Below are 18,732 nucleotides of genomic sequence, written 5' to 3' on the forward strand. Positions count from 1 at the left end.
CGATAATTCATACCGTGATGGATGAATCCGATGAACAGCTGGCCGCCCACCTCGCGCCCGCCCTCGCCCTCCTGGCCGCGGTCGGCGAGACCGGTCACGTGACGCGCGCAGCCGAACTCCTCGGCATCCCCCAGCCCACTGCCAGCCGCCGCCTCGCCGCCCTGTCCGACCTGGTCGGCGCCCCGCTGGTGTTGCCGGCCGGCCGCGGCATCCGCCTGACCAGGGCGGGCCGCACGCTGGCCGCCGCCTCCGCCCGCGCGCTGAGCACCGTCACCGGCGCCGCCCGCGAGGTACGCGAGGAAATCGATCCGGACAGCGGCCGCATCGTGCTCGGCTTCCTGCACCTGCTCGGCCGCACACTCGTCCCGTCGCTCATCCGCGGCTTCCGCGAGCGCCACCCGCGCGCCCGCTTCAGCCTGGCGCAGGGCTCGCGCCAGGACATGCTGCGGAACCTGCACGAGGGCGAGAGCGACCTGGTGTTCGTCGCCCCGATGCCGCTGGACGACCCGGACCTGGACAGCCGGCCGCTCGCCGATCAGGAGCTGGTCCTGTCCGTGCCGGCGGCACATCGGCTCGCCAGGCGCGAGCGGGTGCGGGCCGCGGAGCTGGCGGGGGAGGCACAGGTCGCCCTGGAGCACGGGTACGGCCTGCGGCAGATCATCGACGACCTGTGCGCGGCGGCGGGATTCGAGCCGCTGATCGCCTTCGAGTGCCAGGAGTCGGAGACCATGCGCGGGCTGGTGGCGGCGGGCCTCGGCGTGGCGATCCTGCCGCGTTCCCAGCCAGGACCCCGTCCGGCCACGCCCGGCTCCGGCGTCGTGGAGATCCCCCTGTCGCCGCCCGTGTTCCGGACGATCGGGGTGAGTTGGCCCGCGGGGGATCGGCTGACGCCGGCGGCGCGGGCGTTCCGCGACCACGTGTGCTCCGGAGTCACCGACCTGGGCCCCGGTTTCCGGCCCGCCGCCTCGTGAGCTGCGTGTCCAGGCCACACTGGAGGCCATGACGCATGACGGGGACGCGGGCGTGCCGGGCTCGCTGGCGAGGGTGCTCGCCGAGGTGGCGGCCGAGCGGGCGGCCCAGGATAAGAGGTGGGGCATGCAGGAGCTGCCCGACGGCACCGGAGGCGGGCGTACGACGGCCGCGTCCGACCGGGCCAGGCAGGAGACGGAGACGGCGGCCCGCGACGGCGCGCTGACCTGGCGGCACGTTCTGGCCGAGGAGGTGCTGGAGGCGTTCGCGGAAGCCGACCCTGACCGGCTGCGCGCCGAGCTGATCCAGGTGGCCGCCGTGGCGGTGAAGTGGACCCAAGCCCTGGACCGCCGCCACGGCCCCACGGTCGCCCCTGCGCCGGGCCGGTTCCGGGCCATCGTCGACGTGCACGTCGTGCTCCTGCGCGGCGACACGATCCTGCTCGCCCGCCGCTCCGGCACCGGCTACGGCGACGGGCTCTGGCACCTGCCCTCGGGACACCTGGAGGAGGGCGAACCGGCGACCCATGGCGCCGCACGGGAGGCGGCCGAGGAGCTCGGAGTCACCATCGACCCGGCCGACCTGACGTTCGCCCACGTCATGCACCGGGCACCCGACCGGGTCGGCCTCTTCTTCACCACCGGGACGTGGACCGGCGAGCCGTACAACGCCGAGCCCCGCAAGTGCTCGGAGATCGCCTGGTGGCCCGTCCACGCCCTGCCGGCCGACATGATCGACTATCCGGCCGCGGCCATCGCGAACATCCTCGGCCGGATCCCGTTCGCCCAGCACCATTGGTCTACATCCCCTTGACGCGGTTACATGACGATGTTGCGCTTGAGAGGTGTCCATCGACTACAGCGAGCGCATTCCGAACAACGTCGACCTCGCGGAGGACCGCCGGCTGCGGCGGGCGCTGGAGTCGTGGCAGCCGCGCTTCCTGCAGTGGTGGGCGGAGATGGGCCCGGCGCTGCCGACCAGGGACGTCTACCTCCGCACGGCCGTCTCGGTCGGCCGCGAGGGCTGGGCGCACTTCGATCACGTGCCGCTGCCCGACTACCGCTGGGGCATCTTCCTGGCCGAGCGGAAGGACGACCGCCGCATCGCGTTCGGCGAGCACAAGGGCCGGCCGGTCTGGCAGCGGGTGCCCGGCGAGCACCGCGCCGACCTGCAGCGGCTCATCGTCATCCAGGGCGACACCGAGCCGGCCAGCGTCGAGCAGCAGCGCCGGCTCGGGCTGACCGCCCCCTCCCTGTACGACCTGCGCAACCTCTTCCAGGTGAACGTGGAGGAAGGCCGGCACCTGTGGGCCATGGTCTACCTGCTGCACGCCTACTTCGGCAGGGAAGGCCGTGAGGAGGCCGAGCAACTGCTCAAGCGCAACTCGGGCAGCGAGGACTCGCCGCGCATCCTGGGCGCCTTCAACGAGGAGACGCCGGACTGGCTGTCGTTCTACATGTTCACGTACTTCACCGATCGGGATGGGAAGTATCAGCTCGGCACGCTCAAGGAGTCGGCGTTCGATCCGCTGAGCCGTACCTGCGAGTTCATGCTCAAGGAGGAGGCCCACCACATGTTCGTGGGCACCACGGGCGTGGACCGGGTGGTGGAGCGTACCGCGCAGCTGATGCGCGAGCACGACACCGACGACATCGGGCCGTACGGCGGGATCCCGCTGGACGTCGTCCAGAAGTACATCAACTTCCACTACAGCGTCAGCCTCGACCTGTTCGGCGGCGAGACGTCCACCAATGTGGCCAACTACTTCACCGCCGGGCTCAAGGGCCGCTGGCAGGAGGAGCGGCGCGCCGACGACCACCGGCTCACCGACGCCTTCGCCGTCGTGCCGCGGGTCGAGCGGGGCCGGCTGGTGGACGTGCGGCTGCCCGCGCTCACGGCGCTCAACGCGGACCTGCGCGGCGAGTACATCGCCGACTGCGCCACCGGCGTGAACCGGTGGAACCGCATCCTCGCCGGCCACGGCCTCGACGCGACGCTCTACCTGCCGCACGTGGGATTCAACCGCCGGGTCGGCGTGTTCGCCGGGCACCACATCTCCCCGGACGGGCGCGTCCTCGACGAGGGGTCATGGGAGGCCGCCAGGGGCCGGTGGTTGCCGACGGCCGCGGACAAGGAGCACGTGCGGGCGCTGATGCGGCCGGTGTACGAGCCGGGGAAGATCGCCGCCTGGGTGGCGCCGCCGCGCAACGGGATCAACGGGCGGCCGTTCGACTACGAGTACGTGCATCTGTGATGCTACAGGCGGTTGACGGCTTATCCGATCTCTGTAGAGGATGCGCCTACGAATGTCCGCCTGCGGATGGGGACGGCCATGATGCCGGAGTCGTTCAACGCCAGCGTTTTCCTCGTGGACCGGCAGGTCGAAGCCGGCCGAGGTGATCACGTCGCGGTGACGGGGCCCGCGGGCGCCCCGAGCTCCCTCACGTACGCGCAGCTCGCCGCCCGCGTCGCCGAGCTGGCCGCCGGGCTGCGGGAGCTGGGCGTCCGGCCGGAGGAACGCGTGCTGCTCGTCATGTCGGACCGCCCCGAGACGGTGGTCACCATCCTGGCGGTCATGCGGATGGGGGCGGTCGCCGTACCGGTCTCCACCATGTACAACGGCGCCGAGCTGGCCGCCCTGTTCCGGGACGCGCGCGGGCGGGTCGTGGTGGCCACCTCCGAGTTCGCGCCGGCCGTGCGGGAGGCTTTGCGGACCGCCCCCGACGTGACGACACTCGTCATGACCGACTCGGCCGAGGCGGACCCGGCAGGACCGGACCCCGGGGTGCGGGTCCGGCGCTGGGCGGAGGTGCTGGAGGCCGGCCGCGGCGCGGTGGCGGCGCACGGCCCGGGCGCGGCGGCCGCGTACGACAGCTGGCGCGATTCCCCCGCCCTCTGGCTCTACACCTCGGGCACCACCGGAGCACCGAAGGCCGCCATGCACCGGCACGGCGCGATCCGCGACGTCTGCGAGACCTACGGTGATCAGGTCCTCGGCATCCGCCCCGGCGACCGGTGTTTCTCCGTCGCCCGGCTGTTCTTCGCGTACGGCCTCGGCAACTCCCTGTTCTTCCCCCTCGCCGCGGGCGCGACCGCGATACTCGATCCGGCCAGGCCCACCCCGGCCGGGGTGATCGCGCGGGTGGCGGTGGACCGGCCGACGTTGTTCTTCGCCGGCCCCACGTTCTATGCGGCCCTGCTCGCGCTCGGCGCCCCGGACGACGCCTTCCGATCGGTACGGCTGGCCGTCTCGGCCGGCGAGGCGCTGCCCGCCGAGATCTACCGGCGCTTCACCGAGCGGTTCGGCGTGGACATCATCGACGGCCTCGGCTCCACCGAGGCCCTGCACATCTTCATCTCCAACCGGCCCGGCCAGGTACGCCAGGGCAGTTCGGGCACGGTCGTGCCCGGCTACGAGGCCAGGCTGCTCGACGACCTCGGCGCCCCGGTCCCCGACGGCCAGCCGGGTCACCTGTACGTGCGGGGCGACTCCATCGCCACCGGCTACTGGTGCCGCACCGCCGCCACCCGCCAGGTGTTCCAGGGGGAGTGGCTGCGGACCGGAGACACCTACACCCGCGACCCGGACGGCTTCTACCGCTGCCTCGGACGCTCCAACGACCTGATCAAGGCGGGCGGCATCTGGGTGTCGCCGATGGAGGTGGAGGCCAGGCTGCTGGAGCACACGTCGGTGGGGGAGTGCGCGGTGGTGGCCTACATCGACCCCGACGGGCTGGAGAAGCCGGTGGCCTGCGTGGTGCCGGCGGCGGGCAGCGCGGTGGACGCCGCGGAGCTGGTCGCGTTCTGCCGTGACGGCCTGGCCTCGTTCAAGCGCCCGCGCGAGGTGCTGATCGTGGATGAGCTGCCGAAGACGGCCACCGGCAAGATCCAGCGCGTGGTGGTCCGGCAGCTCGCCGCCGACCTGCTGGGCAAGCGTCAGGCCTCGGCCTGAGGGGTGCCGTAGATCGAGATGGCGAACGGCCGGTACGTTGCCGTGTAGACCTCCTTCGCGAGCCGGGGCAGCGACGCATCCAGGTAGTGGTGCAGCCGGGCGGCCTCCGGCCACGGGTGGACCGCCACCAGGACGCCGCCGGGCGCGAGCAGGTCGCCGAGCCGCGCGGAGGCCCGGCGCAGGCGTTCGGCACGGCCCAGGTAGTAGAGGGTCTCCGAGCAGAACACCAGGTCGAAGCGCTCGGCCGGTCGGTGGGTGACGATGTCCGCCCGGACGAACCGCACCCGCGCGTTGCCCCGCACCCGCTCGCGCGCCCGCGCCAGCGCCCGCTCGGACACGTCCACGCCGGTGATCTCGGCGTCCGGGAACGCCGCCGCGAGCGCGTGCGTGAACACCCCCTCGGCACAGCCCACCTCGATGATCCGCCGGTACGGCCTGGGCGGCAGATGCTGCAGCGTGGCCAGGTATTTCTGCTGCTCGTAGCTGTCGGTCGCCAGCTTCCACGGGTCCGGGCTGCGGTGCCACCAGTCGAAGTAGCGGCGCAGGAGCACGCCCTGCGCCGCCGGCGAGAGCAGGGACAACGTCCGGAAGAACGTGCGATGCATGATCTCGGGGAAGCTCGGCATTCGGTCAGCGGCCTCTCTCGGCGGGGACGGAGGATGTCCCTGAGGTGAAGTCGTCGCCGGAAGTGCATGCCCGCTCAGCCCGCCGCCCGAAACCGCGCGGATTCAATCCAGCGGATCTCCCGCGATCGCGTCGTAGAAGCCGATCACGCGCGCCATCAGCTCGCCGTCCTGCCGCAACTCGACGTCGCCCACCCGGCTCACCGGCACCACGCCGCGCGAGTTGCACAGGAAGACCTGATCGAGCTCCGGCAGGGCGGCGACCTTCAGCGGGCGGCGCTCCTGCGGCACGTCCATCCGCTGCAGCAGCCCCATCGTGATCCCGCGCAACATCGGGGCGTCCGGCCAGATCAGCCGGCCGCCCGCGAAACCGCCCAGGTTGGTGATCGCGCCCTCGCTGATCACGCCGTCCTCGGTCGTCAGGAGCGCCTCGTCGAAGCCGTCGCGGGCGACCTGGCGGATGAGGTGCGCCTGCGGGAAGCCGGCCGCCTGCTTGATGTGCGGCAGATACCGCTGGTAGACGACCGGCTTGACGCTCTGGGGGCGGCCGGACAGGTGGAAGGGCGGCGCGGCGGTGGCCATGACGAGCGGCCGGCCGCCGGACTCCACGACGTAGACCCGCACGCTGGCGTCCCGTACGTCGTCGCCGAGCACGGCCCTGATCGAGCCGAGCACCGCCGCCCGGTCGAGCGCCACCCCGAACAGCTCGAGGTTGGCGCTCTCCAGCCGCTCGAGGTGCAGATCGAGCCCGCGGGTGCGGCGGTCTCTGACCTGCATGGCGGTGAAGTGCCCGTAGCGGGCCTCCAGCGCGACGTAGGCGTCCGAGCCCACCGGCTTGCCCTCGATCGCGGCGCGTCTCGTCATGTGATCTACCTTACGTACACGGCCACCGACCAGCGGACCGGGCGGTTGGTGGAGTCGCCCCACATGCCCACCCTGCCGGTGATCGTCACCCGCTTGCCCTTGGGCACGGTGAACTCGGTCGCCGCCATGGGGAACGGGCCCTGCTTCCAGACCACGCAGGTCGGGCCCGTGCCGGTGTCCATGCCGTCGACCTTGTAGGTGAACCACACCCTCGAAGCCAGGTCGCCCGAGCAGAGCTGCTCCAAGGCGATCTTCCCGCTCGGGCTTTTGACCACGATCTCGAAGGAACGATCCCGGTCCCACACGCCGGACGTCTGGCCGGCCAGCTTGAGGCGGCCCAGCTTGCCGGGGAACGCCTTGAGCGGAGCGGGCTCGACCGGCTGGACGGGCGGCGTCCACTCGTAGACCCCGAGTCGCCAGTCCGTGCGGTCGGGCTTGGACGGCACGCACTGACCGCCCTTCTTGTCGAGGACACAGCCGTTGACCGTCTTGTCGAAGCCGATGGTCACCTCCGTGGCGCCCGTCGGCATCGTGACCGGCCGCAGCTCCATGGCGTTCCGCTTGAAGCACAGCCCGATGTGCGAGCCTGCCTGCGGCCTGCCGTTCACCAAGATCCTCGGGCCGAGGCCGCCGAGCTCGCCGTCGCAGATCCCGGCCACTTCGAGTGGCCGCCCGGAGACCGGCACCGTGACCGACGACTTCTTCGGGCCGCTCCCCTTCATCGTGAGCGTGGTCAGGCGGCGGTATTCGGTGCCGTCGTCCGCGGTGAACCGCTCCGGCAGCTCGGGCACGGGCCGGGCGGCCGCTGTCGTCTCGCGCGGCTGCTCGGCCGCACCCGGCAGCAGGGAAACCCCGACCACGACCGCCGCCGCCACCGCGGCACCCGCCGTGACCCGGCGGCGCAGGCGCGTCCTGCGGACGCGGGCGGCGACCTGGTCGTGGCGGCGCGGGTTCGTCGGCGACGGCGCCTCGGCCCGCTCCCGCAGGACGTCACGCAGGTCTTGCACGGTCATCGGTGCAGCTCCTTCACGATCGACTCGTCCACTCGCAGCTTGGCCAGCGCCTTGGCGGTCTGGCTCTTGACCGTGCCCTCCTGGCAGCCGAGCAGCTCCGCCACCTCGGCCACCGGCAAGTCCTCGTAGAAGCGCAGCACGATCACCGCGCGCTGCCTCGCCGGCAGCCGGCCCACCGCCTTCCACAGCTCCTCGCGCGGTCCTGCCGGGTCGTACGAGGGCGCGTCCGGCAGGTCGGCGCTGGGCAGCTCCCTGCGCCACCGGCGCCGCCACCAGGACGTGTACGTGGTCACCAGCACCTTGCGCACGTACGCCTCGGGCTCGTCGATGCCCGGCCAGGCGAACCACGCCTTGGCCAGCGACTCCTGCAGCAGGTCCTCGGCCACCCCCCAGTCGCGGGTCAGCAGGTACGCGGTCCGTAACAGCCGATCGGACCTCGCCACCACGAAGTCCTGAAATATGGCTCTATCAGCCAACGTGTACGCCTCCCGTCAGAGCTCGCTGACGGTAGTGACGCATCGAGCGCGATCCCAGGTTGCCCCGGCCGTCAAGGGGCTCCCGACCGCATGACGGTGAAGGGCGCCATCTCGCCCAGCCCGCGTACCGACAGCTTGTCGACAGGCCGCAGCCGGAAGGCCCGGTCGCCTTCCAGTTCCTCGGCCGTCGCCGGGTCGGCGAGGATCGTGCCCGGCAACGACAGCGCCGTGAGCCTGCTCGCCAGGTTGACGGTGGTGCCGAACACGTCGCCCATCCGCCAGATCACCGGCCCGGACGCCAGGCCCACCCGCAGCTCCGGCAGGCCCCTGACGCGCGCGTGCGTCTCGACCAGGCGCAGCGCGATCTCGGCCGCCACGTGCGCCTTGTCGGCCACGAACAACACCGAGTCGCCCAGCGTCTTGATCACCCGGCCGCCGGTGGAGGTGACGATGTCGGCGGATCCCCCCTCGAACCTGTCGATCAGCCGGGCCAGCTCGCTGCTGGTGATCTGCCTGCTCAGCCGGGTGAAGGCGACCAGGTCCGCGAAGCCGACGGCCAGCCGTACCGCGCTCATGTCCTGGTCGGCCATGCGGCCCGCGGCGGCGGCGAGCTGGCGTTGCCAGGCGTAGACCAGCAGCTTCGCCAGGTCGGGCACGACCCGCTCGGCCCGCCGGCGCCAGGCCCGCGGCCGGTCGGCCAGCGGCACGCCCGCCTGGTCCAGGGCCTCGACGCCCAGCTCGGCCTGCGACTCGGCCAGCCTCGCAGTGGCCCCGCCGAGCGAGCGGGCCATCAGCAGCACGTGCTCCTCGTCGTAGACGCCGGAGCTGACCATGCCGAGCAGTGTCTTGAGCGCCTCGACGTCGGAGTCGGTGAACTCGACGGCGTCGTCCGCCACGTTGGCGAACCCCAGGGCACGCCAGAAGCGCCGCGCGCGGTAGACCGGCACCCCCGCCATGTCGGCGACCTGGTGGCTGGTGTAGCGGCGCGGCTCACGCAGGAAGGCCTCTGTCAGCCCGTTCTCATCCCCGCGGCCCACGCGTGCAAGATAGCACTGTGTGGGGCAAATCACTCCAGAAGGGCTTGCATGGCGATTCGCTCGTCCTCGGGAACGTAGCCGGCGTAGTAGTCGTACATCGATCGGCGTGACAGCCGGGCGGCCAGCGGGCCGTCGCCGGCGCGCACGGCGGCCAGGACCTCCTCGTGGTGAGCGATGCTCCGGCGCATCAGCGCCTCCTGGTCGGGAGCGGCGGCGATCCTGCCGGCGATGAGATCGACCACGACCGAGCGCACCACGTCGGTGCAGATCTGGATCAGCTTGTTGCCGCTGGCCCGCGCCACCACGTCGTGGAAGGCGACGTCCGCGGCGCTGAAGGCGTCGCTGTCCGCCTCCTTCATGCGCTCGACGGCCGCGGCCATCTCTTCCAGCTCCTCCTCGGTGCGCAGCCGCGCCGCCAGCAGGATGGCCGCCGCGTCCAGCACCATCCTGAACTGCACCAGCTCGCCCAGCGACAGCTCCGCCACCCGCGCCAGCGTGGTCATCGACTTGTGCAACGCGACGGGCGAGAACGGCAGCACCTCGGCGCCGTTCGGGTCACCGGGCCGCGAGCGCACCAGGCCGCGCGCCTGCAGCACGCGCAGCGCCTCCCGCACGGTGGACCGGCTCACCGAGAACTGCACCATGAGCTCGCGCTCGCTGGGCAGCCGCTCGCCCGGGCACAGGGTGCCGCCCTCGATCGCCCCCTCGATCTGCTCCACGACGCGCTCATAGGCGCGCACAGTACGCACCGGTTCGAATCGCGGACCACCCATGTACGCCCCCTTGACCCGAGCCGTCGTCGGCTGGCAATGTGCTTAGCCTACTGGTCCGACCAGTGCACTAGCCAGGAGGCTGCAAGACATGAGGCGCATCGGAATCTGGATCGCCGTAGGCGGTCTCCTGCTGAGCGCGGCCGCCTGTGGCGGCGACTCCGGCGGCGGCACTTCCACCCCCGCGGCCCAAACCTTGTCCGTCGGATTCGTGGCCGAGCCCGCGAACCTGGACTTCACCTCCACCGAAGGCGTCGCCATCCCCCAGGCGCTGCTCGTCAACGTCTACGAGGGACTGGTCAAGCTCGACCAGGACGGCAAGATCGTGCCGCTGCTGGCCGAGAAGTGGGACGTCTCGGACGACCGGAAGACCTACACGTTCACGCTCCGCAAGAACGTGACGTTCAGCAGCGGGGCGCCGTTCACGGCCGACGACGTGGTGTTCTCGCTCGACCGGGTCAAGAGCGACTGGAAGCTGAAGATCAAGTCGCAGCTCGACATGATCGACAAGGTGGAGAAGAAGGACGACTCCACCGCCGTCGTCACGCTCAAGCGGCCCAGCAACGGCTTCCTCTACTCGATGGCGACCAGGCTCGGCGCGATGTTCAGCCGCACCGGCGTCGCCGACCTGGCCAACAAGCCCGTCGGCACCGGCCCGTACGTGCTGGGCTCGTGGCGGCGCGGCGACTCCATCCAGCTCAACGCCAACCCCTCCTACTGGGGCACGAAGCCGCCGCTGTCGTCGGTCACGCTGAAGTACTTCAAGGACGCCACGGCGATGAACAACGCGCTGCTGACCGGCGGCATCGACGTCATCTCCAGTGTCCAGGCGCCGGAGTCGCTGCAGCAGTTCGCCGACCCCAACCGCTTCCAGACGGTCGAGGGCACGACGAACGGCGAGGTCGTGCTGTCGATGAACAACGCCCGCGCGCCGTTCAACGACAAGAAGGCCCGCCAGGCCGTGCGCCACGCGATCGACCACAAGGCGCTGCTGGACACCGCCTGGGCCGGGCGCGGCCAGCTGATCGGCTCGATGGTGCCGCCGACCGACCCGTGGTACGAGGACCGCACCGGGGACTACCCGTACGACCCGGCCAAGGCCAAGGAGCTGCTCGGCGGCAAGACGCTGACCGTCAAGATGCGCATCCCGAACCTGCCGTACGCGGTGGCGAGCGCCCAGGTCGTCAAGTCGCAGCTGGCCCAGGTGGGCATCACGGCCGACATCGAGCCCCTGGAGTTCCCGGCACGCTGGCTGGACGTGGTGTTCAAGCAGGGCGACTACGACCTGTCCATCATCAACCACGTCGAACCCCGCGACATGGGGATATTCGCTGACAAGTCGTACTACTTCCACTACGACAACCCCGAGTTCGGCAAGCTGCTCGCCTCCGCCGACGAAGGCACCGAGCAGCAGCAGACCGACGACCTCAAGAAGGCCGGCAAGCTGCTGTCCGACGACGCCGCGGCCGACTGGCTCTTCCTGTTCCCCAACCTGATCGTGGCGAAGAAGGGCGTCACCGGGCTGCCGAAGAACGCCATCGCGGAGTCCTTCGACTTCACCGCGCTCGCCAAACAGTGATCGTCTACCTGCTCAAACGGCTGGCGGTGCTGCTGGCGAGCACCGCCGTGGCCGCAGTGGTGGTGTTCGCGTTCATGGCGTTGCTGCCCGGGGACCCGGCCGAGATCGCGCTCGGCGTCAACGCCACCCCTGAGGCGGTGGCCGAGCTGCGCCGGCAGTTCGGCACCGACCGGCCGCCCGTCGTGCAGTTCTTCGACTGGGCCGGCGGGCTGGTGCAGGGCGACTTCGGCACCTCGTACGTGACCAATGCGGCCGTCGGCCCGCAGATCGGCGACCGGCTCGGCGTCACCGCGGTGCTCGTGCTCGGCGGCATGGTGATGGCGCTGGTCATCGCGGTGCCGCTCGGCACGTTCGCCGCCGTGCACCACCGCGACCCCCTGGGCGCCGTGATCAGCGCGTTCAGCCAGGTCGGCATCGCCGTCCCTGCCTTCCTGGCCGGCATCCTGCTGGTGTTCGTCTTCGCGGTGCAGGCACAGGCCCTGCCGTCCGGCGGCTACGTGCCGATCGCCGAGAGCCCGGGGGAGTGGCTGCGCAGCCTCCTGCTCCCGTGGCTCTCCCTCGGGCTCGTCCAGGGCGCGGTGCTCACCCGCTACGTGCGCAGCGCCGTGCTGGACGTGATGCGCGAGGACTACCTGCGCACCGCCCGAGCCAAGGGCAGGGGCAGCACCGGCGCGTTGTGGCGGCACGGGCTGCGCAACGCCTCGATCCCCGTCGTCACCGTGCTCGGCCTGCAACTGGCCACGCTGCTGATCGGCGCGGTCGTGGTCGAGCGGGTCTTCGTCATCCCGGGGCTCGGCGACCTGCTGCTCAACGGCGTGGCCGGGCGTGACCTGCTGCTCGTCCAAGGCGTGGTGATGGTGCTGGTCGCCGCCGTCCTGCTGATCAACTTCGTGGTGGACGTGACCTACCACCTGCTCGATCCGAGGCTGCGATGAGAGGCCGCATGAACGCCGCCCTGCTGGTCGGCGGCACGCTCGTCGCCCTGGTGGTGCTGGCCGCGCTGCTGTCGTTCTTCTGGACGCCGCACGACCCGACGCTCGTCGACGCCGCGCGCAAGCTCCGCGCGCCCGGCGACGGCAACCTCCTCGGCGCCGACAAGTTCGGCCGCGACACCTTCAGCCAGCTCATGGTCGGGGCCCGTACCACCCTCTACGTCGGCATCGTGGCCGTCGGCATCGCCGCCGTGCTCGGCGTGCCCCTGGGAATGATCGCCGGGATGTCGCCGTGGGGCTGGTTGTCCGAGCTCATCATGCGGGTCAACGACCTCGTGTTCGCCTTCCCCGCCTTGCTGCTCGCGGTCATGCTCGGCGCGGTCTACGGCGCCGGCACGCTCACCGCGATGATCGCGATCGGGGTGGCCACCGTGCCCGCCTTCGCCCGCGTGGCCCGCGCCGCCACACTCCAGGTCATGGTCACCGATTACATCCTCGCCGCCCGGGCCGCCGGACGCCGCCGCACCGCGATCGCGCTCCGGCACGTGCTGCCGAACATCGGCTCCGTGCTGATCGTGCAGGCGTCGGTGTCGTTCGCGATCGCGATCCTGGCCGAGGCGGCGCTGTCGTTCCTCGGCTTCGGCACCCGCCCGCCCACCCCGTCCTGGGGGCGCATGTTGCAGGAGTCCCAGGAGCTGCTGTTCTCCACCCCGCGCCTGGCGCTGTGGCCCGGCCTGGCGATCGCCCTCGCGGTGCTCGGCTTCAACCTCCTGGGAGACGGGCTGCGCGACTACCTCGACCCCAAGCTCAGGAGGATCCGGGAGCGAACCCGACGTAGCGAGCGTAGTGGAGGCCCGACGGAGGAGGGACTCCGCGGAGCGAGTGAGGAGCGGTGAGCGACCCATGGGCAGGGAGCGAACCCGACGTAGCGAGCGTAGTGGAGGCCCGACGGAGGAGGGACTCCGCGGAGCGAGTGAGGAGCGGTGAGCGACCCAGTGAGCACGCTGAAGGTTGAGGGACTCGCCGTCCGTGCGGATGCCGTCGAGCTCGTGCGCGACGTGTCGTTCGAGATCGGGCCCGGCGAGCGGGTCGGGCTCATTGGCGAGTCCGGGTCCGGCAAGTCGCTGACCGCGCTGTCGCTCATGGGGCTGCTCCCCGAGGGCGTCACCGCCTCGGGACGGGCCGCGCTCGACGGCCGCGACCTGGTCGGCGTGCCCGAGAAACGGCTCAAGCGGCTGCGCGGCCGCGACCTGTCCATGGTCTTCCAGGAGCCGATGACCGCGCTCAACCCGGTCATGCGGATCGGCGCCCAGGTCGCCGAGGTCATGACCCTGCACGGCGCCTCCCGCCCGCAGGCCTTCGCCCGGACGTACGACCTCCTCGAACGGGTCCGCCTGCCCCACCCCCGGCAGATCGCCCAGGCGTACCCGCACCAGCTGTCCGGCGGCCAGCGGCAGCGCGTCATGCTCGCCATCGCCCTGGCCAACGAGCCCCAGCTGCTCATCTGCGACGAGCCCACCACGGCCCTCGACGTCACCGTGCAGAAGCAGATGCTCGACCTGATCGCCGAGGTGGCGCCCGCGCTGCTGTTCATCACCCACGACCTCGCCGTCGTCGCCTCCGTCTGCGAGCGGGTCCTGGTCATGTACGGCGGCCGCGTCGTCGAGAGCGGCACCATCCGCGAGGTCTTCACCCGGCCCCGCCACCGCTACACCGAGGGCTTGCTGGCCGCCTCCAAGCTCACCCCGCGCGGCACCCGCCTGCCCACCATCCAGGGCAGCGTCCCGGCGGCCGGGCACTTCCCTCGCGGCTGCGTGTTCAGGAACCGCTGCCCGCACGCCACCCCCGACTGTGAGACGGCACCGGCGCTGACAGGAGACGGCCATGCCCACGCATGCTGGCACCCCGCTGATTGACGCCCGCAACCTGACCCGCGTCTACCGCCGCCCCCGCACCTCCCTCACCCAACCGGGCGCCCCCGTCCACGCGCTGAAGGACGTGTCGCTCACCATCGGCAGGGGCGAGCGGTACGGCATCGTCGGCGAGTCCGGCTCCGGCAAGTCCACCCTCCTGCGCCTGCTCTGCGCGCTCGACCAGCCCACCAGCGGCACCATCACGTTCGACGGCCGGCAGATCACCGGCCGGCCCGAGCGCGGCCTGCGTTTCCTGCGGGAGAACCTCCAGATCGTCTTCCAGGACCCGATGAGCTCACTCGACCCCCGCATGCGCGTGCGCGACCTCGTCGCCGAGCCGCTCGTCGCCCTCGGCCTGCCCGTCGGCAACCGGGTCGCCGAACTGCTCGACGAGGTCGGCCTGCCCGCGGCCGCCGCCGATCGTTACCCGCACCAGTTCTCCGGCGGGCAGCGGCAGCGCATCGCCATCGCCCGCGCGCTCGCGCCCCGCCCGAAGGTGCTCGTCGCCGACGAACCCGTCAGCGCCCTGGACGTCTCCGTGCGCGGGCAGATACTCAACCTGCTGGCCGACCTCGTCGACGAGCTCGGGCTCACGCTCGTGTTCGTCTCGCACGACCTGTCCGTGGTGCGGCACGTGTGCGAGACGGTCGCGGTCATGAGCGAAGGCGAGATCGTCGAGACCGGGCCCGTGGACGAGGTGTGGGCCGCGCCCGTCCACCCCTACACGCGTACGTTGCTGCAGGCCGTACCGACTCTGGAGGGATTGTTGTGATCGACGTCGATGCCGACGGAGTGGTCGCGTTCACGCAGGCGCTGGTGCGCATCCCCAGCACCAACGACCCCGGACGGCGCGAGCAGGCCGCCGCCGAGCTCGTGGCGGCCCGGATGCGGGAGTGGGGCTGGGCGCCCACCGTGTACGAGGTCGCGCCGGGCCGGCCCAACGTGGTGGCCGTCGTCGAGGGCGGCGGTGGCGACGGGCCGACGCTGATGTTCGAGGGGCACACCGACGTCGTCACCGAAGGCGACCTGTCCACGTGGACCGTGGACCCGTTCGGCGGGGAGATCCGCGACGGCAGGCTGTGGGGACGCGGCAGCGCCGACATGAAATCCGGCCTGGCCGCCACCCTGTACGCCACCCGCGCCCTGCAACTCGCCGGCCCCTTCCCCGGCCGCATCAAGGTGTGCGCGCTGGCCGACGAGGAAGGCCTCATGATCGGCGCCCACCACTTCGTCTCCGAAGGACTCGCGGCCGACGTGGACGGCGCGATCGTGGCCGAACCCGAGGCCGGTGAGATCTGCGCCGTCGCCAAGGGCGCGCTGCGGCTGCGCGTGGACCTCGCCGGCAAGATGGCGCACGGCGCGATGCCGCAACACGGCCGCAACCCCATCCAGGCGATCGGCCCGCTGCTGGTCGGGCTGCGGGCGCTGCAGGAGGAACTGCAGGGCCGGCATCCGGCGCACGAGCACCTCGGCGAGGTCTACGTGACGCCGACCGTGCTCCAGGCCGGCTCCGAGGAGCAGGTCAACGTCATTCCCGCCGCCGCGTCGGTGTTCGTGGACGTGCGGACGATCCCGGGCGTCGAGCACAAGGACATCGCCGACCGGGTGGCCGCGCTGGCCGCCTGCGACGGGATCGGGGCCGAGGTGTCGGTGCTGGTGGACCGGCCGGCCGTGGACGTGCCCGTGTCCGACCCGGTGGTGGCCGCGCTGGCCGCCGCCCATCGGGCGGTCACGGGGGAGGAGCCGGTGTACGGCGGGGTGCCCGGGTCGACCGACGGAACCGTGCTGACGCACTGGGGCGGGATCCCGTCCGTCGTGTACGGCCCCGGCGGGAAGTGGATCGCGCACCAGGCGGACGAGTACGTGGAGGTCGAGGAGATCGTCCGGTGCACCCGGGTGTTCGCCGAGGCGGCGCGGCGGTTCCTGAACGGCGACTTCTGATGCGGCGTGGTCCGACGAACTCGCTGATGGACGTGGCGGGACTGCGCGTCGGCCACGCCCACCGGGTGGGGGCGGGCCACCGCACCGGCACCACCGTCGTCCTGGCCCCCGCCGGAGGGGCTGTGGCCGGGGTGGACGTGCGCGGCGCCGCGCCGGGGACGCGGGAGACCGAGCTGCTCGACCCGCGCAACCTGGTCGAACGCGTGCACGCCGTGGTGCTGACGGGCGGGAGCGCGTACGGGCTGGCGGCGGCGTGCGGGGTGGTGGAACGGCTGGCGGACGCGGGCATCGGCTACCCGGTGAACGGTGGCGTGGTGCCGATCGTCCCGGCGGCCGTCATCTTCGACCTGGGCCGCGGCGGCGCCTTCCGCGCCGTCCCCGATGCCGCACTCGGCACCGCCGCCTACGACGCCGCCACCGGCGGCCCGCACGGCGTCGGCCCCGCGTCGGGCGGCGACCCCCACACCACCAGCCCCGAAGGGACCGCACCTCCGGTCGGCGGGAACGTCGCGGCGCGCCCCGGAGCCGTACCCGCCCTTGGGACCGCACCCCCGGCGGCGAGCGGGTCGATCGGGGCAGGGACCGGTGCGATGGCGGGCGGTCTGGCCGGAGGGGTCGGCACGGCCAGCGTCATACTCCCCGACGGCGGCACCGTCGCGGCCCTGGCCGTCGCCAACCCCGTCGGCTCCGTCCTGGACCCCGCCGACGGCACCCTGGCCGGCACCCGTTACGGCCTTCCGGGCGAGTTCGACCACCTCCGCTCCCCGTCCCCGCACGAGGTCCAAGCCTGGAACCCCCAGAAGGCGCCGTCCTTCAACACCACCATCGGCGTGGTCGCCACCGACCGCACCCTCACCAAGGCCCAGTGCGGCAAGCTCGCCGCCGTCGCCCACGACGGCCTGGCCAGGGCGATCCGACCGGCCCACACCATGACCGACGGCGACACGATCTTCGCCCTGTCCACGTGTGCCATCCCCGCCCCCGCCCACGACGAGTTCCAGGACATCCTTGCCGCCGCCGCGGACGTCTTCAGCCGCGCCATCGCGCACGCCGTTCTCGCCGCGACCGGCCGCGAGGGCGCGCCCACGTACCTCGACGTGTTCCCGAGCGCAGCCACCACCGCCACAGGGGAAATCTCATGACCATCGACACCACCTGGCCCAACGGCCTGCCCATCGGCGACGACTGGGTGGAAACCGGCCAGACCTCAGACGTGATCTTCCCGTACGACGGCTCCGTCGTGGCCACGGCCCCCCTCGGCACCCCCGCCCACGCCGCCCGAGCCGTCGACGAGGCCCTGGCCGTCGCCTCCGCCATGGCCGCGCTGCCCTCGCACGCCCGCCGCGCCGCCCTCATGAAGGCCCACGACGCCCTCGCCGCCGACCGTGACGCGTTCGAGCGCCTGCTCGTCATGGAGACCGGCAAACCATTGGTGGACTGCAAGGTCGAGGTGGCCAGGACGCTCGTCACGCTCGCCACCGCCGCCGAGGAGGTGGCAAGGCTGCACGGTGAGACCGTGCCGCTCGACCTCCTGCCGTCCGGAGAGGGCCTGATCGGCTTCTGGACACGCCGCCCCATCGGCGTCGTCGTCGGCATCACCGGCTTCAACTATCCGCTGCTCCTCGCCGCCCACAAGATCGCGCCCGCCGTGGCGGCCGGCTGCCCCGTGATCGTCAAGCCCGCCCCGGCCACTCCGCTGGCCACGCTCTGGCTGGTCCATCTCCTCCGCTCGACCGGCGCCCTGCCCGCCGCGGCCGTACAGCTCGTCACCGGCGACGTCGAGGTCGGCCGCAGGCTCGTCGAGGACCGGCGGATCGGCGCGGTCTCGTTCACCGGCTCGGCCGCCGCCGGACACGCCATCGCCCGCAACGCCGCCCCCACCAGAGTCCTGCTGGAGCTCGGCTCGAACGCCGCGCTCATCGTGGCGGCCGACGCCGACCTGGAGGCCGCCGCCGACGCGGTCGTACGCGGCGGCTACTACGCCTCCGGCCAGGCGTGCATCTCGGTGCAGCGGGTCCTGGTGGAGGAGCCGGTACGCGAGGAGTTCCTGTCCCTGCTGGCCGACCGCGTCAAGACGGTCGCGGTGGGCGACCCGCGGCTGCCCGAGACCCGGGTGGCGCCGCTCATCGACCAGGCCGCGACGGACCGCGTGCTGGAGTGGATCGCCGCCTCCGGGGCCGAGGCGATCACGGGCGGGCGCCGCGACGGCCGGGCCATCGCGCCGACCGTGCTCGCCGGCGTCCCCGACGGGGCCGCCGCCTGGGACGAGGAGATCTTCGGCCCCGTGGTGTGCGTGCGCGCGGTGCCCGATCTGGAGGCCGCGTTCGCGGCGGTCAACGCGTCGCGGTACGGCCTGCACGCGGCGGTCTTCACCAGGTCGCTGGCCACGGCGTTCGCGGCGATCGAGCGCATCGAGGCCGGGGGAGTGGTGGTCAACGACGTGCCGGGATTCCGGGCGGACAACATGCCGTACGGCGGCGTCAAGGACTCGGGCATCGGCCGCGAAGGCCCCCGCTTCGCCATCGAGGAGCTGACGGTCACCAGAATGGCGATCATCCGTCCCTGACAGGTGACGGCGTTCCCGTACGAGGCGTGCCGGACGCGGCAGCAGACCGCGGCGCAAGGCCCACCCCGGAGGTCTTGCGCCGCGGTCGTTCAGTGCC

General features: G+C 72.0%; 18 protein-coding genes. 12 read left to right on the plus strand and 6 right to left on the minus strand.

The annotated features are described in order from the left end of the window. Positions 1 to 17: 17 nt before the first annotated feature. The 4 genes from EDD27_RS13840 to EDD27_RS13855 all read left to right on the plus strand — a co-directional run bounded on the left by EDD27_RS13840 (position 18) and on the right by EDD27_RS13855 (position 4,921). Positions 18 to 971: a LysR family transcriptional regulator gene (locus tag EDD27_RS13840; protein WP_127940676.1), complete on the plus strand. Its 954-nt coding sequence runs from the start codon at positions 18 to 20 to the stop codon at positions 969 to 971. Positions 972 to 999: 28 nt separating this feature from the next. Next, positions 1,000 to 1,782, plus strand: coding sequence for an NUDIX hydrolase (locus tag EDD27_RS13845; RefSeq protein ID WP_241564023.1), 783 nt, complete (start codon positions 1,000 to 1,002; stop codon positions 1,780 to 1,782). Positions 1,783 to 1,813: 31 nt separating this feature from the next. Next, entirely contained in the window at positions 1,814 to 3,223 is a 1,410-nt protein-coding gene (gene boxB / locus EDD27_RS13850; RefSeq protein WP_127932801.1) for a benzoyl-CoA 2,3-epoxidase subunit BoxB, read from the plus strand. Positions 3,224 to 3,301: 78 nt separating this feature from the next. Further along, a complete protein-coding gene (locus EDD27_RS13855) occupies positions 3,302 to 4,921 on the plus strand; it encodes a benzoate-CoA ligase family protein (RefSeq protein WP_206641392.1) in 1,620 nt (539 codons plus the stop codon). On the opposite strand, the gene EDD27_RS13860 is transcribed toward EDD27_RS13855, so the two are convergent. The 6 genes from EDD27_RS13860 to EDD27_RS13885 all read right to left on the minus strand — a co-directional run bounded on the left by EDD27_RS13860 (position 4,906) and on the right by EDD27_RS13885 (position 9,707). After that, on the minus strand, positions 4,906 to 5,547 hold the full coding sequence (locus EDD27_RS13860) for a class I SAM-dependent methyltransferase (protein ID WP_127932802.1): 642 nt from the start codon (positions 5,545 to 5,547) through the stop codon (positions 4,906 to 4,908). The two genes, EDD27_RS13855 and EDD27_RS13860, sit on opposite strands and share 16 nt — an antisense overlap. 102 nt (positions 5,548 to 5,649) lie before the next feature. Then, a complete protein-coding gene (locus tag EDD27_RS13865) occupies positions 5,650 to 6,408 on the minus strand; it encodes an aminotransferase class IV (protein WP_127932803.1) in 759 nt (252 codons plus the stop codon). Between the two features lie 5 nt (positions 6,409 to 6,413). Continuing rightward, positions 6,414 to 7,421 (minus strand): hypothetical protein, encoded by a 1,008-nt coding sequence (locus tag EDD27_RS13870; RefSeq protein ID WP_127932804.1) that lies wholly within the window; start codon positions 7,419 to 7,421, stop codon positions 6,414 to 6,416. Continuing rightward, complete coding sequence (locus EDD27_RS13875) at positions 7,418 to 7,897, minus strand: SigE family RNA polymerase sigma factor (RefSeq protein WP_127932805.1); 480 nt, start codon at positions 7,895 to 7,897, stop codon at positions 7,418 to 7,420. The genes EDD27_RS13870 and EDD27_RS13875 overlap by 4 nt, the downstream gene beginning before the upstream one ends. Positions 7,898 to 7,968: 71 nt before the next feature. Continuing rightward, the gene (locus EDD27_RS13880; RefSeq protein ID WP_127932806.1) at positions 7,969 to 8,934 is read right to left on the minus strand and encodes an adenylate/guanylate cyclase domain-containing protein; all 966 of its coding nucleotides are present in this window, start codon (positions 8,932 to 8,934) and stop codon (positions 7,969 to 7,971) included. Positions 8,935 to 8,963: 29 nt separating this feature from the next. Continuing rightward, a complete protein-coding gene (locus tag EDD27_RS13885; RefSeq protein ID WP_127932807.1) occupies positions 8,964 to 9,707 on the minus strand; it encodes a FadR/GntR family transcriptional regulator in 744 nt (247 codons plus the stop codon). 88 nt (positions 9,708 to 9,795) lie between these two features. On the opposite strand from EDD27_RS13885, the gene EDD27_RS13890 reads away from it, so the two are divergent. The 8 genes from EDD27_RS13890 to EDD27_RS13925 all read left to right on the plus strand — a co-directional run bounded on the left by EDD27_RS13890 (position 9,796) and on the right by EDD27_RS13925 (position 18,635). Continuing rightward, positions 9,796 to 11,283 (plus strand): ABC transporter substrate-binding protein, encoded by a 1,488-nt coding sequence (locus EDD27_RS13890; protein ID WP_127932808.1) that lies wholly within the window; start codon positions 9,796 to 9,798, stop codon positions 11,281 to 11,283. Beyond that, positions 11,280 to 12,218 (plus strand): ABC transporter permease, encoded by a 939-nt coding sequence (locus EDD27_RS13895; RefSeq protein WP_127932809.1) that lies wholly within the window; start codon positions 11,280 to 11,282, stop codon positions 12,216 to 12,218. The genes EDD27_RS13890 and EDD27_RS13895 overlap by 4 nt, the downstream gene beginning before the upstream one ends. An 8-nt stretch (positions 12,219 to 12,226) precedes the next feature. Further along, entirely contained in the window at positions 12,227 to 13,111 is an 885-nt protein-coding gene (locus EDD27_RS13900; RefSeq protein WP_241564025.1) for an ABC transporter permease, read from the plus strand. An 87-nt stretch (positions 13,112 to 13,198) separates the two neighbouring features. Next, positions 13,199 to 14,131, plus strand: a complete 933-nt coding sequence (locus tag EDD27_RS13905; protein WP_241564026.1) for an ABC transporter ATP-binding protein — start codon at positions 13,199 to 13,201, stop codon at positions 14,129 to 14,131. Further along, positions 14,100 to 14,900 (plus strand): ATP-binding cassette domain-containing protein, encoded by an 801-nt coding sequence (locus EDD27_RS13910; protein WP_127932811.1) that lies wholly within the window; start codon positions 14,100 to 14,102, stop codon positions 14,898 to 14,900. The genes EDD27_RS13905 and EDD27_RS13910 overlap by 32 nt, the downstream gene beginning before the upstream one ends. Then, positions 14,897 to 16,069, plus strand: a complete 1,173-nt coding sequence (locus tag EDD27_RS13915; RefSeq protein ID WP_241564027.1) for a M20 family metallopeptidase — start codon at positions 14,897 to 14,899, stop codon at positions 16,067 to 16,069. The genes EDD27_RS13910 and EDD27_RS13915 overlap by 4 nt, the downstream gene beginning before the upstream one ends. Next, positions 16,069 to 17,211, plus strand: coding sequence for a P1 family peptidase (locus tag EDD27_RS13920; RefSeq protein WP_127932812.1), 1,143 nt, complete (start codon positions 16,069 to 16,071; stop codon positions 17,209 to 17,211). The genes EDD27_RS13915 and EDD27_RS13920 overlap by 1 nt, the downstream gene beginning before the upstream one ends. After that, positions 17,208 to 18,635 (plus strand): aldehyde dehydrogenase family protein, encoded by a 1,428-nt coding sequence (locus EDD27_RS13925; protein ID WP_127932813.1) that lies wholly within the window; start codon positions 17,208 to 17,210, stop codon positions 18,633 to 18,635. Before EDD27_RS13920 ends, EDD27_RS13925 begins: the two co-directional genes overlap by 4 nt. Positions 18,636 to 18,732: the final 97 nt, after the last annotated feature.

The organism is Nonomuraea polychroma (genome assembly GCF_004011505.1).
GTDB lineage: Bacteria > Actinomycetota > Actinomycetes > Streptosporangiales > Streptosporangiaceae > Nonomuraea > Nonomuraea polychroma.

What these genes read in the sequence shown, in the direction of transcription:
- EDD27_RS13840 (WP_127940676.1), top strand. Translation starts at nt 18, where the DNA reads ATGGATGAATCCGATGAACAGCTGGCCGCCCACCTCGCGCCCGCCCTC.
- EDD27_RS13845 (WP_241564023.1), top strand. Translation starts at nt 1,000, where the DNA reads ATGACGCATGACGGGGACGCGGGCGTGCCGGGCTCGCTGGCGAGGGTG.
- EDD27_RS13855 (WP_206641392.1), top strand. Translation starts at nt 3,302, where the DNA reads ATGATGCCGGAGTCGTTCAACGCCAGCGTTTTCCTCGTGGACCGGCAG.
- EDD27_RS13860 (WP_127932802.1), bottom strand. Translation starts at nt 5,547, where the DNA reads ATGCCGAGCTTCCCCGAGATCATGCATCGCACGTTCTTCCGGACGTTG.
- EDD27_RS13865 (WP_127932803.1), bottom strand. Translation starts at nt 6,408, where the DNA reads ATGACGAGACGCGCCGCGATCGAGGGCAAGCCGGTGGGCTCGGACGCC.
- EDD27_RS13870 (WP_127932804.1), bottom strand. Translation starts at nt 7,421, where the DNA reads ATGACCGTGCAAGACCTGCGTGACGTCCTGCGGGAGCGGGCCGAGGCG.
- EDD27_RS13885 (WP_127932807.1), bottom strand. Translation starts at nt 9,707, where the DNA reads ATGGGTGGTCCGCGATTCGAACCGGTGCGTACTGTGCGCGCCTATGAG.
- EDD27_RS13890 (WP_127932808.1), top strand. Translation starts at nt 9,796, where the DNA reads ATGAGGCGCATCGGAATCTGGATCGCCGTAGGCGGTCTCCTGCTGAGC.
- EDD27_RS13900 (WP_241564025.1), top strand. Translation starts at nt 12,227, where the DNA reads ATGAACGCCGCCCTGCTGGTCGGCGGCACGCTCGTCGCCCTGGTGGTG.
- EDD27_RS13910 (WP_127932811.1), top strand. Translation starts at nt 14,100, where the DNA reads ATGCCCACGCATGCTGGCACCCCGCTGATTGACGCCCGCAACCTGACC.
- EDD27_RS13920 (WP_127932812.1), top strand. Translation starts at nt 16,069, where the DNA reads ATGCGGCGTGGTCCGACGAACTCGCTGATGGACGTGGCGGGACTGCGC.
- EDD27_RS13925 (WP_127932813.1), top strand. Translation starts at nt 17,208, where the DNA reads ATGACCATCGACACCACCTGGCCCAACGGCCTGCCCATCGGCGACGAC.